Here is a 12,457-nt window from a genome sequence, read left to right on the forward strand (position 1 = left end):
TCCGGAAGCGAAACGGGTCGGCTTATGTAGGACGTCAGGGCTGCAGGCGCACCACGCCCTCGTCCGTGCCCACCAGGGCCTCATCGGCGAGGTCAAGGAACAGGCCGTGGTCGACAACGCCGGTCACGCTCTTCAGCGCCGCAGCCAGCGCCGTGGGATCCTCGATCTTGCCCGAGGCCATGTCGTAGATCAGGTTGCCGCCGTCGGTGACCACCATGCCACGCTCGGCCGTACGCAGGCGCGGGGGCGGCAGGTCGAACTCGGCGGCGATGTCGGCGAGACGATAGCCGGTGTGGACGTGACCAAAGCGCACCACCTCGATCGGCAGCGGGAACTTGCCCAGGGCCGGCACGCGCTTGGCCGCGTCAGCGATGACGACACAGCGGGTCGACGCTTCCCAGACCAGCTTCTCGCGCAGCAGCGCCGCGCCGCCGCCCTTGATCAGCGACAGGCCCGGACCGATCTCGTCGGCGCCGTCCACGGTCAGGTCGACGGTCTTCACATCGTCCAGCGCCGCCAGCGGAATGCCCAGCTCGCGGGCCAGGGCGGCGGTGGCGTCCGAGGTCGGCACGCCGCGAATGTCTTTCAGGCCGCGCGCGGCCAGCGCCTTGACGAACCAGGCGGCCGTGGAGCCGGTGCCCAGGCCGACCACCATGCCGTTCTCGACAAGCTCGGCGGCGGCTTCGCCCGAAATGCGCTTCTGGTCGTCGGCGCTCATGCCTTCTTGTCCTTCTTCTTGTCCTTCTGGGCCTGCTTGATCGCCCGGAACTTGGTGGCCCAACCGGCCTTGCTGGTCTGGTCGGCGCGCGACAGAGCCAGCGCCCCGTCCTCGACGTCCTTGGTGATCACCGAGCCCGAGCCGGTCATCGCGCCGTCGCCCACCCGCACGGGCGCGACCAGGGCGCTGTTGGAGCCGATGAACGCGCCCTTGCCGACGTGGGTCTCGAACTTCTCGAAGCCGTCGTAGTTACAGAAGATCGTGCCGGCGCCGATATTGGCCTTCTCGCCGACCGAGCCGTCGCCGAGATAGCTGAGATGGTTGGCCTTGGCGCCCGCGCCGACCTTGACCTTCTTGACCTCGACGAAGTTGCCGATGTGCGCCTCCGCACCGATCTCGGCGCCGGGCCGCAGGCGCGCATAGGGACCGATCAGGGCCCCCTCGCCGACCACCGCGCCCTCCAAATGGCTGAAGGCCTTGATGACCGCGCCGCTGGCGACGCTGACGCCGGGTCCAAACACCACGAACGGTTCGACCACCGCGCCGCCGGCGATCTGGGTGTCCCAGGCCAGATGGACGGTGTCCGGGGCGGGCATGGTGACCCCGTCGACCATCAGCGCCTTGCGACGGTTCTGCTGCCAGACGGCCTCGGCGGCGGCGAGCTCGGCCTGGGCGTTGACGCCCTGCACCGACGCTTCAGGGGCGAAGGCCGCGCGCGTCGACAGGTGACGCTCATGCGCCAGGCCCACCACGTCGGTCAGATAGTACTCGCCCTTGGCGTTGTCGTTGCGGACATTGGCCAGCAGGTCGAACAAAACCGCGCGGTCAGCGGCCAGCACGCCGGAATTGCAGTGCTTGACCTGCTTGGTCGCCAGATCAGCTTCCTTTTCCTCGACGATGCGCAGCAGCACATGACCCGGCGCCAGGATGAGGCGGCCATAGCCGGTCGGGTTCTGCGCCTCAAAGCCCAGCACTGCCACGTGGGCGCCGTTGGTGATCAGGTCGAACAGCGGCGCGATCACCGGAGCAGTCGTCAGCGGGCAGTCGGCGTAGGTGACGACGACGTCGCCATGGAAGTCCGCCAGGGCGTCCTTAGCCGCCAGAACCGCATGTCCGGTGCCCAGCGGCGGATCCTGGATCACGGTGGCGTCGGGGCCCAGACGCTTGCGAGCGCTCTCACCGACCTGCGGGCTGTGGGCGCCCACCACGACGATGATGCGCTCGCAGCCCAGCCCCTCGGCCGCGTCGATGGCGTGGTCCAGCAAGGTGCGGCCGGCCAGTCGGTGCAACACCTTGGGCGTCGGCGACTTCATCCGCGTGCCCTGCCCGGCGGCCAGGATCACGGCGGCGCGCGGACGAACGGGCTTGGAAACGGACTCGGTCATGGTCCCGGCGACTCCCTGGAGGCGAACCAAAGTTGCATTAGCCGTGCAATTGGCCGAAAGGCCAGACCCATGAGCACGCTTCATGACCTGAACGGGGCGACCATCGCCTTCGACCTGGACGGCACCCTCGTCGACACCGCGCCCGACCTGGTGGGCGCGCTGAACATCATCCTGGCCCAGGAGGCGCTGCCGCCGCTGCCCTTCGACGATGTGCGCCTGATGGTGGGCCGAGGCGCGCGGGCCCTCTTGGAGCGTGGCTTCGCCGCCGCCGGCGCGCCGCTCGACGCCGAGCAGGCGCCCGCCCTCGTCCAGCGGTTCATCGACGTCTACCTTGCCCGCATAGCCGACGAGAGCGCGCCCTTCCCCGGCGTGGTCGAGGTCCTGAGCGACCTCAAGGCGGCCGGGGCCAAGCTTGTGGTCTGCACCAACAAGCTCACCAACCTGTCGACCGCGCTGCTCGACGCCGTGGCGCTTTCGCCGTTCTTCGAAGCGGTGATCGGCGCTGATCTGGCGCCCGCCGCCAAGCCGGACGGCCGCCACGTCGCCGCCGCCGTCGCGGCCGTGGGCGGAGACGTGAGCCGCGCCGTGATGATCGGCGACAGCATCAATGACGCGCTCGGGGCCCGCAACGCGGGCGTCCCGGGCGTGCTGGTCTCGTTCGGCTACACCGAGGATCCGGTCGAGACCCTGGGCGCGGATCTGGTCATCCACAGCTTTTTGGACGTGCCCGAGGCCTGCATCACGCTTTTGACCTCTTGCCCCGCGCCGAACACCGGGCTATAGCCCCCGTCCTCTCGCGGATCGGTCCCTCCGGGGCCCTCCACACGGCGGATGCGTAGCTCAGCGGGAGAGCACCTCGTTCACACCGAGGGGGTCACAGGTTCAATCCCTGTCGCATCCACCATTCTCCTCTTCTTTTGTGCAGACTTTAGGCCTCGGGAAACCGCGCCTTTGGCGGTTGCGCTTCAGTCGCCGCGCGGCCTTGCGCGCCGCACACGACGGCCCCAGTTACTTGCATAACAAGACCGTGGTGCTAGGCTTCCGCTAGACCGCCAGCGAACAGGGACGAAGAGCCCGGTCGCTCGTCGGGCTTCATGAGGGAGGAGACGGCGCCCATGGACATCAAGGACAGCATCATCCTGGTCACCGGCGGCAATCGCGGAATTGGCGAGGCCTTTGTGCGCGCCTTCCTCGCGGCCGGCGCGACGAAGGTCTATGTCGGCGCCCGCGACCCGGCCAGCGCCGCGCACCTCGTCGCCGAGGCCCCGGACCGGGTGACGGCCCTGCGGCTTGACGTCAGCGACGCGGAGACAATTTCAGCGGCGGCCGCGCAGTGCCCGGACGTGACGATCCTCGTCAATAACGCGGGCGCTTTCACCATGCAGACCCTGATGGGCGCACAGGACATGAGCGCCGCCCGCCAGGAGATGGAGGTCAACTATTTTGGCCCGCTGGCGATGAGCCGAGCCTTCGCGCCTATCCTGGCCAGGGCGCCGCGGAGCGCGATCGTCAACGTGCTGTCGGCCGGCGGCCTCGTCGCCGTGCCCAGCATGGGCGGCTACAGTCCTTCGAAATTCGCCGCGCGCGCCATGACCACCTGCCTGCGCGCCGAACTGGCGCCCCAGAACACCCACGTGCTGGCGCTGAATGTCGGCTCGGTCGACACCCGCATGGCCAGCCATGTCGAGGGCTTCAAGGAGGCGCCGGCCACCATCGCCCAGGCCGGCCTGAAGGCGCTGAAGCGCGAGGCGGACGAGGTCGACACAGACTTCATGGCCATCGACGTCCGCGCCCATCTGGCCCGCGACCCCAAGGGCCTGGAACTGGCCATGCGGCGTGCGCTGACCAGCGACCGCGTCAGCACCGGCCGTTAGGAGAGGCTCTTGTCTCAGATCGACTACGTGGCCTTCGCCCAGCGCTTCGTCGCGGCCATCCAGGCCGGCGACGCCGAGGCCGTTCGGGCCTTCTACGCCCCCGACGCCAAGATCTGGCACAACATCGATCACATCGAACAGACCGTCGACCAGAACCTGAAGTCGCTGGCCTGGTTCGTCAGGACCCTGCCCGATCGGACCTATCGGGTGCAGCGCATCGCGCCCCTGCCTGACGGCTTCGTTCAGCAGCATGTCCTGGAGGCCACCCTGCCGAACGGGGAACGATGGGCTATGGACGCCTGTGTCGTCGTCCGAGTCGAGAACGGCAAGATAACGCGCCTCGACGAATACCTCGACTCCGCCAAGACCGCCCAGCTAGTCGCGGCGACCCGCTAGTTCATCTCTCGTAACACCAAGGCGCTCATGTCCCGACTTTTTCCCATTCTCTCGCGGGTGATCGCCGCTTGGCAGGCCCACGATATCGAGACGGTGCTTTCGCACATGACCGATGACATCGTCTGGCACTACGCCGCGCCGAGCCTGCCGCCGGTGCGGGGCAAGGCGGCGGCTGAAAAGCTGCTGCGGAAACTGCAGGCCGACATGCACGACATCCAGTGGCGGATCTTCGCCCACGCCGAGACGGGCGACCGACTGTTCCTGGAAGGCGTCGACGAGTATCGCACCGCTGACGGCAAGCGCATGGCCCTGCCCTATGCGGGTGTTCTGGAGTTCCGGGGCGACCAGATCGCCGCGTGGCGGGACTATGTCGACCTGGGCGTGCTCGCCGACCAGAAGGCCGGCAAGCCGTTCACGCCGCAGGTCGAAGCCTTGCTCGATCGCGCCGCAGCGACATCGGCCTAGCCTGGCGGATCGGCCGTCAGATCCCGACTGGCTTGCCCCGTGAGACCGCCGGTCAGCACCGCCACCCTGTTCGCCTCCGTGCGCCGCCTGCTGGCGCTGCCGGACGAAACCAGGATGTTCCTGCGCCACGACTACCTGGCGCCCGGTCGCACGGAGGTGCACTGGGAGACGACCGTCGGCGAGCAGAAGTCCGCCAACATCCATGTCCGCGAGGGCGTCGAGCAGGACGCGTTCGTGCGTCAGCGTCAGGCGCGCGACGCCACACTGGGCATGCCGCGCCTGATCCTGCCCTCGGTCCAGGTCAATATTCGCGCCGGGCGGTTGCCGGAGCCGGAAGCCAATGGCGTCCGCTATCTGAAACTGCCGATCGACGCAGTTTAGAGGTCCGCCCGCTGCAGCCTTCCACATCAGGACGGTGATCTAGGGGGCAACGCCCTCTGAGGCCTCAAAGACCGCGAACTGCGCCGCAAAGGCGCGCTGAAATGCGGGCCGAGCTTCGCCGCGCGCGACATAGGCGTCGAGCCTTGGTTCGCCCTCCAACAGATCTGCGCCCTTCAGTCGACGGAGCACGGCGACCATCATCAGGTCGCCGGCGCTGAAGTCGCCCTCGAGCCACTCCCGATCTCCCAGCCGCGCGGATAGCTCAGCAAGCCGACCACGGACCCGTCGATCCAGAAGCGCTTGGCGAGCCGTAAACCAGGGCTCTTCCCTTTCCAGGAGGATCGCCATGGAACGCTCAACGATGGGCGGCTCAACCGTACTCAGGGCCGCGAACATCCAAGCGATCGCGCGCGCCCTGGCCGCCGCTTCCACCGGCAGGAGACCGGGCCCCTGCTCCGCGATATGCAGGACGATGGCGCCGGACTCAAAGAGGGCGACGCCATCGGCTTGAAAGGTCGGGATCTGGCCGAACGGCTGTAGCGCCCTGTGCGCGGAGGCCTTCAGCTCTTCGAAGGTCAGGAGCTGGACGTCATAGTCCAGACCGATCTCCTCCAGCGCCCAGCGCACCGCCATGTCGCGGGCCAGCCCACGGCCGCGATCGGGAGAGGCCTTGAACGCGGTGATGACGGGACGCATGTCCACCCTCCGGGGCTACTGACACCCAAGGACGAGCAGACGAACGGAAATCCGACAAGCGCCAGCTCCGAAGGAAGACAGATGCCCCTGCCTGCCTCCAGGGAGGTCGGCGATCAGTCCTCGCCCTGGATCGCCGCGCGCAGCCGGGCGGCGACATCGCCCAGGGTGATGGCGTTCAGGGAGTCGTTCACTTCAAGAACGCCCTGCCCGTGTTGCTGGGACAGGTTGCCGGTGAAGTCGGTCAAAGCCGTGATGTGCTGCGCCAGCAAATCGACCGTATGTAGTTCCTGCATGACCGAGAGGCGGTGCTCGTCCGGCACGACCTCGAGGATCTTGCCCAGCGCCACGTCCAGATGCCCGCAGGCGACGGCGGCCAGCGACATCTCCGCAGAGATCGCCCTCAACACCATTTCAACGCTCGCCGGCGCCAGCTTATCCGACATCTCAACCCCCTGATTCCTTCCGTCGAAGTCAGCATGCGCGGGGCGCCGACCGCAAGGCCTTGATTTGTGCGACGAATTATCGCGGGGCGTAACACTGATCGAAAAACAACGTCAGATAGCGTTTTCGCCCTTCCCCAGAGCCAGAGTAAGCAACTCTCGCGGCTTCGGCAGCTAGGCCGCTTGGCGCAGGCCCCAGGGATGCGCTGGATAGAAGCGCTCCATCATTCGACCGACATAGGCCACCAGACGCGGATAGCGCTCGGCCTGACGGCGCAGCGGCGAGTCGAAGAACGGGGTCATGATCGCCGCCAGCATGGCGAACGCGGTCGCATCCACGCCGACGGGATAAGCATCCCGCATCAGGTAAGCCTTGTCCTCCAGGAGTTCGTCCAAGGCTCTGAGCGACAGGCCGCCCAGCCAGGCGACCTCCTCCCGCAGGTGACGCCCGACGCCGACCGCGCGGATATTGGCCGCGACCGCCTCTCTCAATCCCTGCCGAAGCTCGTCACGCAGGTGGCCCGGCGCCTGATCGAACGCCCGCGCAGGTCCCCTTTCAAAGTTTGCGGGCTCCAGAAAGCGGAAATAGGTCGACACCCAACCGAGCTGGTTCTCAATCATGCGCTCGATCGCCCAGGCCTGAGCCCGCTCCCGACCGGTCAGGCCGAAATCAAGGTCGACGTCGTACTTCCGCTCGATGTGTACGCGGATGAAGGTCGAATCCGCGATCGCCTGGGCGGCGTCCTCGATCCAGGGCAACTGCCCTTTCGGCGCGGTGTCGCGGCTGCCGTTTGTCTTCCGGTAGTCCAGGCCCGCCATCATCAGCTGGACCTCGGTCTTGGTCACGTACGGGCTGATCTCTGGCAATCCAAAGCCGGCTCCCGTGGCGTACAGCGTGATCATCGTCCCCCTCCATCTCGAATGTCGCGATGACGACTTGCTACCGCCAGCCTCCTGCCAGCATGCTGTCAGCAACGATCCTGGATAGTGAAGCCATGAGACGCGCCGAACGCCTTTTCCAGATCATCCAGATCCTGCGCCGCAGCCGCGCGCCGGTCACCGCCGACGCCATCGCCGCCGAATTGGAGACCTCCAAGCGCAGCGTCTATCGCGACATCGCCGCCCTGGTGGGTCAGCGCGCCCCCATTCGCGGAGAGGCCGGGGTCGGCTATGTGCTCGATGCGGGATTCGACATGCCCCCGCTGATGCTGACGCCCGACGAGATCGAGGCGGCGGTGCTCGGGGCGCAGTGGGTGGCCGGCCGAGGCGATCCGGTTCTGGCCAAGGCCGCGCGGGATCTGATCAGCAAGATCGCCGCCGCCGTGCCCGATCGCTTGCGTCCCTACGTGCTGGAACCGGCCGCCGCCGCCGCGCCGGCGTGGAAGCCGCAAACGGACAAGATTGATGTCGCCCAGGTCCGCGCGTGGATCCACGCCGGCCGCAAGATCCGCCTGAACTACAGCGACGAGGCCGGCGCGATCAGCGATCGTGTGATCTGGCCTGTGACGGTCGGCTACCGCGAGACGATCCGGATGATTATCGCCTGGTGCGAGCTTCGGGGCGCATTCCGCACCTTCCGCACCGACCGTGTCGTCGGCGCGGAGTTCATGGACGAGCGTCACGGCAAGCGCCCCGCCGTGCTGCGGGCCGAATGGCTGCGCTTCCGTGACGCCGAGATCGCCGCCTGGGAGGCGCGCGAAAGGGCTGAGTGCTAAAGCCCGTGACGCTTGGCGAAAGCCTCGAACAGGCCCGGCCAGGCCGCCACCGGCTTGCCCGAGATGAACCGCAGGCCAAATCCGTGGCCGCCCTCTTCGAAAATGTGCATCTCCGTGGGCACGCCCTGGGCCTTCAGCGCGGAGAACATCAGGAGAGAGTTCTCAACCGGCACAGCCTTGTCGTCCGCGGCATGAAGCTGGAACACGGGAGACAGCCCCTCACGCACTTGCTTTTCAAGGGACAACGCGGCCACCCGCTCGGGCGTGTCCTGCCGGGCTAGCAGTTGCTTGCGGGACCCGCCGTGCGCGAACGCGGGATCAAGCGTGATCACGGGGTAGATCAGCGCCGACAGATTGGGCTTGGCCGGCAGCCCGTCCGCCGCGTCAAACGGCGTGTAGGTTGCAACGTCGAACCGGGTCGTAAGGTTGGCGGCCAGATGCCCACCCGCCGAAAAGCCCATCACAGCCACGCGGTCGGCCGAAAACGCCATGGCGGCGGCCCGGGCGCGGATCAGGCGGATCGCGCGCTGGGCGTCCTGCAGCGGCGTATCCCCTCCCGCGGCCCAGCCGTCGCCCGGCAGGCGATAAAACAGGACGAAACAGGTGTAGCCACGCGCGGAGAGCCACCGCGCCGTCTCATAGCCTTCCTTGTCCAGAACGACGCGCTCGTAGCCGCCCCCGGGGATCAGCATCACTGCCGCGCCATTTGGCGTCTTGGGTCTAAACACCACCAGTTTCGGAACCCGGGTGTGAACCTGGGCCCTATCTCGCAAGCCCTTCGGATCGCCTCGCTCGAGGATCTTCTCCTCGACGTCGACGCCGTCGCCGCCCGGTGCGCCGTTCGGCCAAAGCAGCATGGTCTCGGTCGGGTCCGGCGGCGAGATCTCCGGTTTCGCCATCTTTTCTGCCCTCGCTTCGCCCGCCGACCAGAGTCCGAGGACGCCCGAAACAAAGGCGCTCAAGGCGCCGCGCCGATTCATCATGAAATCCACGACCTGTCCGCTGTCTTGGCGCGACTCTAAGACCGACGCGGCGCCTTGGGAAACCGGTTTGCTAACCCCCAAGAAACCGCAAGTGATGCAAAACGATCCCGCTGGTGGTGGCCACGTTCAGCGAGTCGAAGCCGTTGGCCATCGGAATGCCGATCCGACGCGCGCGCGCCATGACGTCCGGCGAAAGACCAGGTCCTTCGGTCCCCAGCAGCACAGCGGTTCGGGCCGCGGGCTTGAGCGTGGCGAGGATCTCGTCGGCAGAGGGGCTCAACGCCAGCCCCTCGAAGCCGGTGGCGTCCAGCAGATCCGCGATCGACTCGTCCCGCGAAAGCCGTGCGGTCGGGACGGACAACACCGCGCCCACCGAGACCCGGATAGCCTTTCGGTAGAGCGGATCACAGCAATCGGCGTCGAGGACGATCGCATCCGCCCCAAACGCTGCGGCGTTTCGATAGATGCCGCCCATGTTGTCGTGGTTGGCGATGCCGCAAAGGACCAGCACCATCGCCCGCGCCGGCAAGCTCGCAAGAAGGTCGCGGGCGGCGACCGCCGGCGGCTTGCGGCCCACCGCCAGGATTCCCCGGTGCAGGTGGAAGCCGGCGATCGCGTCCAGGACCCCCTGCTCCGCCAGATAGATGGGGGTGGACTCGGGCAGGCCCGCGAAGACATCCGCCAGCTTCTCACGCCGCTTGGGATCGATCAGCAGCGACACCACCCTCTGGGGCGCGTCCCGCGTGAAGGCCCGCAGCACCGTCTCGCCCTCGGCGATGAACAAGCCCTCGCGGCCGACGAGATCGCGCTCCTTGATCGCCCGAAAGGGCGCGACAACCGGATCATCCGGATCCGAGACGAGGTGAAACCGAGGCAAGGCGAACTCTTGAGGCGCGGCGAAAGTCAGCGCACCCCTCGTATCGGCAGGATCGCCAGTCCGCCAGCCAGCGCGAGGGCGCTGGCCACCAGGAAGAACATCTTGAAGTCGCCGTGCGTGGGTCCAAGGCTCCACACCGCCAGCGCCGGCGCCAAGGCCTGCGGCAGCGTGTTGGCGAGGTTGATGACGCCAAGATCCTTGCCCGCGTCGCGTTGCGACGGCAGCACCTGGGTCACCAGGGCGATGTCGACCGCCGAGAAACATCCGACGCCGCAGCCATAGACGATGAACGCGACCACAAGCAGCGGCCAGCCGGGGGACATCGAAAACACGATCAGCGACAGCGCGACCGTGAGGGCGGCCCCAAACGCGAAGAGTTTGCGGCGACGCAGGCGGTCGGACAGCACGCCGCCCAGCATGGCGCAGATCACGTTGAAGACGGTCGACACCGCCGCCAGGATCGCCAGCCCTTCCTCGGCCCGGCGGCCGGGGAACAGATGCGGATAGTCGACCTCGTCCTTCAGGAAGTAGAGCATGTAGCTCTGCACCAGACTGAAGGCGACCAGCACCAGAAAGCGCCCCAGCCAGGCGAAGGCGAAGTCCGGGTGCTTTCGAGGACTGACCCAGAGACCCGCCACAAAGGCCCGAAGGTTGAACGGCGGTACGGCGCTCTTGGGCAGCGGCGGATCGCGAAGCCGGATCACGAAGGGGGCCAACCCCAGCAGCAAAGCTGCGGAGATCGCCGCGTACCGATAACTTTCGGTGACGAGCAGCCCACCGACCACCACCGCGCCGATCGCGGTGCCGATGGGGTTTCCCAGGCTCAAAAAGGCCGCGACCATACCCTTCTGGGTGTCCGGAACCCGGTCGGGCATCACCGCCATCAGCGCCGAGAAACAGAGGTTGAACGCCAGCTGGAACAGAATGACGCCACCGATCAGCGCAGCCGGCGTCTTGGCGTGCATGATCGCCAGATAGGCCAGGGAGGCCGCCAGCGCGCCCACCACCATCCAAGGGCGACGCCGCCCGAAGCGCGAGGTGGTGCGGTCGCTGATCGCCCCGGCCAGCAGGTTGGCGATGCTCGCCGCAATGGCCCCATAGAACGCCACCTGCGCCAGAACGATCGCCTTGCCGGCCGGATCGATGGCTTCAGCCTTCAGGGGCAGAAGGACCTGCAGCAATGGCTGGAAGGATACGAAGGCCGCGATCTGCGCGAGGGTGTACGCGGCGATGAAATTCGCGCGCACCGGCTCCTTGGGCCGCGCCACATCATCAGGCCGCATCTCACCTCCCCGCGCGATCTATCGTCGCGTTCACCCCCACACTGGCGAGCCAAACGCCGCGACACAAGGGCTGGCAGCGCTTTCAATCGAGGAGTTTCCTTCCTCCGCCTAGACGCACTAGGCTGTCTGCGATGGGCATGAGTCTCAAGGAAGTCGGGGCCAACGAATGAGTTCGGTGACGATCTACGACGTCGCCGCGAAGGCGGGCGTCTCGATCAAGACTGTTTCGCGCGTGATGAACAACGAGCCGAACGTCCGGCCCGTCATGCGTGAACGCGTGCTCGCCGCCGCCAGCGAGCTGGGATACAGCCCCAATCTCTCGGCGCGCAGCCTTGCCGGGTCCCGATCCTTTGTCATCGCCGTCTTTGTCGACGCTGCGCTGACGATCGACCACTGGCAGAGCGAACGCGGCGCCGACTATCTCAGCCGTATTCAGCTGGGCGCCACCCTGGTCTGTCGTGACGCGGGCTATCACCTGTTGATCGAACTGATCGACCACGAGGGGCCTCAGGTCCGTCAGGAGGTCGCCGCGTTGCTGGCCGCCCTGAAGCCAGACGGTGTGATCCTCACCCCGCCCTCCTCCGACAACGCCGTGGTGCTGGAGCTCCTCGACCGGGCGGGCACGCCCTATGTCCGCGTCGGCCCGGAACGGGCGGAGGGTCTGGGTCCGCGCGTCCATATGGATGACGTCGCCGCCGCCCGCGAGATGACCGATCACCTGATCGGCCTGGGCCATAAACGCATCGGCTTCATCGTCGGCGAACCGCGCTATGGCGCCAGCCAGGCGCGGCGCGACGGCTATCTGGAGGCGATGCGCGCGAAGGGCCTTTCCGTTCCCGAATTCTGGGTCAGGCAAGGCGACTTCACGTTCCAGTCCGGCCTGGAACAGGCGAAGGCGCTGCTGGCGCTGCCAGAGCGCCCCACCGCCATCTTCGCCAGCAATGACGATATGGCGCTGGGCGCCATCGCCGCGATCGCGGACGCGGGCCTGATGACGCCAGGCGATGTCTCAGTCGCCGGCTTCGACGACAGTCCCAGCTCCCGGTTCAGCCGACCTCAGCTCACCACCGTGCGCCAACCCGTCGCCGAGATGTCTTCGGTCGCCGCAAAGCTGCTGATCGAACGCTCGCGGGGCGGCGCCTCCACAGAGCGCCCTGTGGACGAACTGCTGCCCTTCACGCTGATCCACCGCGCCTCGACGGCGCCGCCGCCTCGCTAGGGCGACCGCCAAGCCTCAGTCAAAC

General features: G+C 67.2%; 15 protein-coding genes and 1 tRNA gene. 8 read left to right on the forward strand and 8 right to left on the reverse strand.

The window, feature by feature from the left end; genetic code table 11:
• Nucleotides 1-34: 34 nt before the first annotated feature.
• Together rpiA and glmU are read right to left on the reverse strand one after the other, a co-directional pair.
• Entirely contained in the window at nucleotides 35-718 is a 684-nt protein-coding gene (gene rpiA, locus CVUC_RS05845; RefSeq protein WP_010920162.1) for a ribose-5-phosphate isomerase RpiA, read from the reverse strand.
• Nucleotides 715-2,103: a bifunctional UDP-N-acetylglucosamine diphosphorylase/glucosamine-1-phosphate N-acetyltransferase GlmU gene (gene glmU, locus CVUC_RS05850; protein WP_096033695.1), complete on the reverse strand. Its 1,389-nt coding sequence runs from the start codon at nucleotides 2,101-2,103 to the stop codon at nucleotides 715-717. Before glmU ends, rpiA begins: the two co-directional genes overlap by 4 nt.
• Nucleotides 2,104-2,172: 69 nt before the next feature.
• Between glmU and CVUC_RS05855 the strand changes: the two genes are divergently transcribed.
• The 6 genes from CVUC_RS05855 (at nucleotide 2,173) to CVUC_RS05880 (ending at nucleotide 5,219) form a co-directional block, all read left to right on the forward strand.
• Nucleotides 2,173-2,886: a phosphoglycolate phosphatase gene (locus CVUC_RS05855; protein ID WP_096033696.1), complete on the forward strand. Its 714-nt coding sequence runs from the start codon at nucleotides 2,173-2,175 to the stop codon at nucleotides 2,884-2,886.
• A 46-nt stretch (nucleotides 2,887-2,932) separates the two neighbouring features.
• Nucleotides 2,933-3,007: transfer RNA gene (locus CVUC_RS05860), tRNA-Val, on the forward strand.
• Nucleotides 3,008-3,197: 190 nt separating this feature from the next.
• Nucleotides 3,198-3,977 carry an SDR family oxidoreductase gene (locus CVUC_RS05865; RefSeq protein ID WP_096033702.1) on the forward strand — a complete coding sequence of 260 codons (780 nt, stop codon included), beginning with the start codon at nucleotides 3,198-3,200 and terminating at the stop codon, nucleotides 3,975-3,977.
• A 9-nt stretch (nucleotides 3,978-3,986) separates the two neighbouring features.
• Nucleotides 3,987-4,373 (forward strand): nuclear transport factor 2 family protein, encoded by a 387-nt coding sequence (locus tag CVUC_RS05870; protein ID WP_096033703.1) that lies wholly within the window; start codon nucleotides 3,987-3,989, stop codon nucleotides 4,371-4,373.
• Nucleotides 4,374-4,400: 27 nt separating this feature from the next.
• Entirely contained in the window at nucleotides 4,401-4,838 is a 438-nt protein-coding gene (locus tag CVUC_RS05875) for a nuclear transport factor 2 family protein (RefSeq protein ID WP_096033704.1), read from the forward strand.
• A gap of 39 nt (nucleotides 4,839-4,877) precedes the next feature.
• Complete coding sequence (locus tag CVUC_RS05880) at nucleotides 4,878-5,219, forward strand: hypothetical protein (RefSeq protein ID WP_024265791.1); 342 nt, start codon at nucleotides 4,878-4,880, stop codon at nucleotides 5,217-5,219.
• A 39-nt stretch (nucleotides 5,220-5,258) separates the two neighbouring features.
• Here the strand turns inward: CVUC_RS05880 and CVUC_RS05885 are convergent, their stop codons facing one another.
• The 3 genes from CVUC_RS05885 to CVUC_RS05895 form a co-directional block, all read right to left on the reverse strand.
• A complete protein-coding gene (locus CVUC_RS05885) occupies nucleotides 5,259-5,921 on the reverse strand; it encodes a glutathione S-transferase family protein (protein WP_010920168.1) in 663 nt (220 codons plus the stop codon).
• 107 nt (nucleotides 5,922-6,028) lie between these two features.
• On the reverse strand, nucleotides 6,029-6,358 hold the full coding sequence (locus CVUC_RS05890) for a hypothetical protein (RefSeq protein ID WP_096033705.1): 330 nt from the start codon (nucleotides 6,356-6,358) through the stop codon (nucleotides 6,029-6,031).
• 171 nt (nucleotides 6,359-6,529) lie between these two features.
• Entirely contained in the window at nucleotides 6,530-7,258 is a 729-nt protein-coding gene (locus tag CVUC_RS05895) for a glutathione S-transferase family protein (RefSeq protein WP_096033706.1), read from the reverse strand.
• Between the two features lie 92 nt (nucleotides 7,259-7,350).
• Here CVUC_RS05895 and CVUC_RS05900 point away from each other — a divergent pair, with 92 nt between their 5' ends.
• On the forward strand, nucleotides 7,351-8,070 hold the full coding sequence (locus tag CVUC_RS05900) for a helix-turn-helix transcriptional regulator (protein ID WP_012640466.1): 720 nt from the start codon (nucleotides 7,351-7,353) through the stop codon (nucleotides 8,068-8,070).
• On the opposite strand, the gene CVUC_RS05905 is transcribed toward CVUC_RS05900, so the two are convergent.
• The 3 genes from CVUC_RS05905 to CVUC_RS05915 form a co-directional block, all read right to left on the reverse strand.
• Nucleotides 8,067-9,062, reverse strand: a complete 996-nt coding sequence (locus CVUC_RS05905) for an alpha/beta hydrolase (protein ID WP_164468153.1) — start codon at nucleotides 9,060-9,062, stop codon at nucleotides 8,067-8,069. The genes CVUC_RS05900 and CVUC_RS05905 overlap by 4 nt on opposite strands.
• Before the next feature lie 61 nt (nucleotides 9,063-9,123).
• Nucleotides 9,124-9,930, reverse strand: a complete 807-nt coding sequence (locus CVUC_RS05910; RefSeq protein WP_096033707.1) for a TrmH family RNA methyltransferase — start codon at nucleotides 9,928-9,930, stop codon at nucleotides 9,124-9,126.
• 26 nt (nucleotides 9,931-9,956) lie between these two features.
• The gene (locus tag CVUC_RS05915) at nucleotides 9,957-11,213 is read right to left on the reverse strand and encodes an MFS transporter (protein ID WP_010920174.1); all 1,257 of its coding nucleotides are present in this window, start codon (nucleotides 11,211-11,213) and stop codon (nucleotides 9,957-9,959) included.
• Nucleotides 11,214-11,379: 166 nt separating this feature from the next.
• Between CVUC_RS05915 and CVUC_RS05920 the strand changes: the two genes are divergently transcribed.
• Nucleotides 11,380-12,432, forward strand: a complete 1,053-nt coding sequence (locus tag CVUC_RS05920) for a LacI family DNA-binding transcriptional regulator (RefSeq protein ID WP_096033708.1) — start codon at nucleotides 11,380-11,382, stop codon at nucleotides 12,430-12,432.
• Nucleotides 12,433-12,457 lie beyond the last annotated feature (25 nt).

It is taken from the genome of Caulobacter vibrioides, from assembly GCF_002858865.1.
GTDB classification, from domain to species: Bacteria; Pseudomonadota; Alphaproteobacteria; order Caulobacterales; family Caulobacteraceae; genus Caulobacter; species Caulobacter vibrioides.